This window comes from Vibrio sp. YT-19(2023), from assembly GCF_033337395.1.
Genome location: NZ_JAWOQN010001103.1, coordinates 1 through 526, shown reverse-complemented (window position 1 = coordinate 526; position 526 = coordinate 1). Strand labels below are relative to the sequence as shown.

Sequence of the window (526 nt, the reverse complement as noted above, 5' to 3'; positions counted from 1 at the left end):
CTATCATTACTAGCGAGTTAAAAAACGTATTGCCCGCTTTTTCAAAGTAGCTGACAGGAATCACCACGCCGAGCTCTTTAGCCAACGCACTCATCTCTTTAATAAGACGACAATTCTCCGTTTCTTCTGCAAGCTCGAAATACTTCGCTTCTTGTTTTTTGCAGAAGTAAGGCGCGGCGAACAGCTCTTGAGGAAGAATCACGTTCGCACCGTTTTGTGCTGCTTCACGAATCGCCTTTTTTGCTTTGGCTAGGTTATCTTCCAGATCCCAGCTTTTCGTCAGTTGAAGGGCTGCAAATTTCACTACTTTGCTCATTGGATATTCCTTATCTCTTAAATCGCCAGTTTGTCACGTAGGTTGTAGTAAGCCGCGCCCATTGCCGTAAACGGAATTTGGAAGTGGCGGCCACCTGGGAAGGAGTAATGTTTCAGAGCCGCAAACGCGTCAAAACGTTCTGCGTGTCCAGTCAAGGTTTCAGCCAGCAACTTACCTGCTAGGTGAGTACACGTTACACCGTGACCGCTG

At 47.1% G+C, this 526-nt stretch carries 1 protein-coding gene and 1 pseudogene; both read right to left on the bottom strand.

Going from position 1 to position 526, the window contains the following annotated elements; genetic code table 11:
* Positions 1-316: nitrilase-related carbon-nitrogen hydrolase (locus R7E78_RS30280; RefSeq protein WP_318059163.1), on the bottom strand; the 316-nt coding region annotated here is incomplete at its 3' end.
* Between the two features lie 17 nt (positions 317-333).
* Positions 334-526: pseudogene (locus R7E78_RS30275) on the bottom strand (FAD-binding oxidoreductase); the annotation flags it as partial.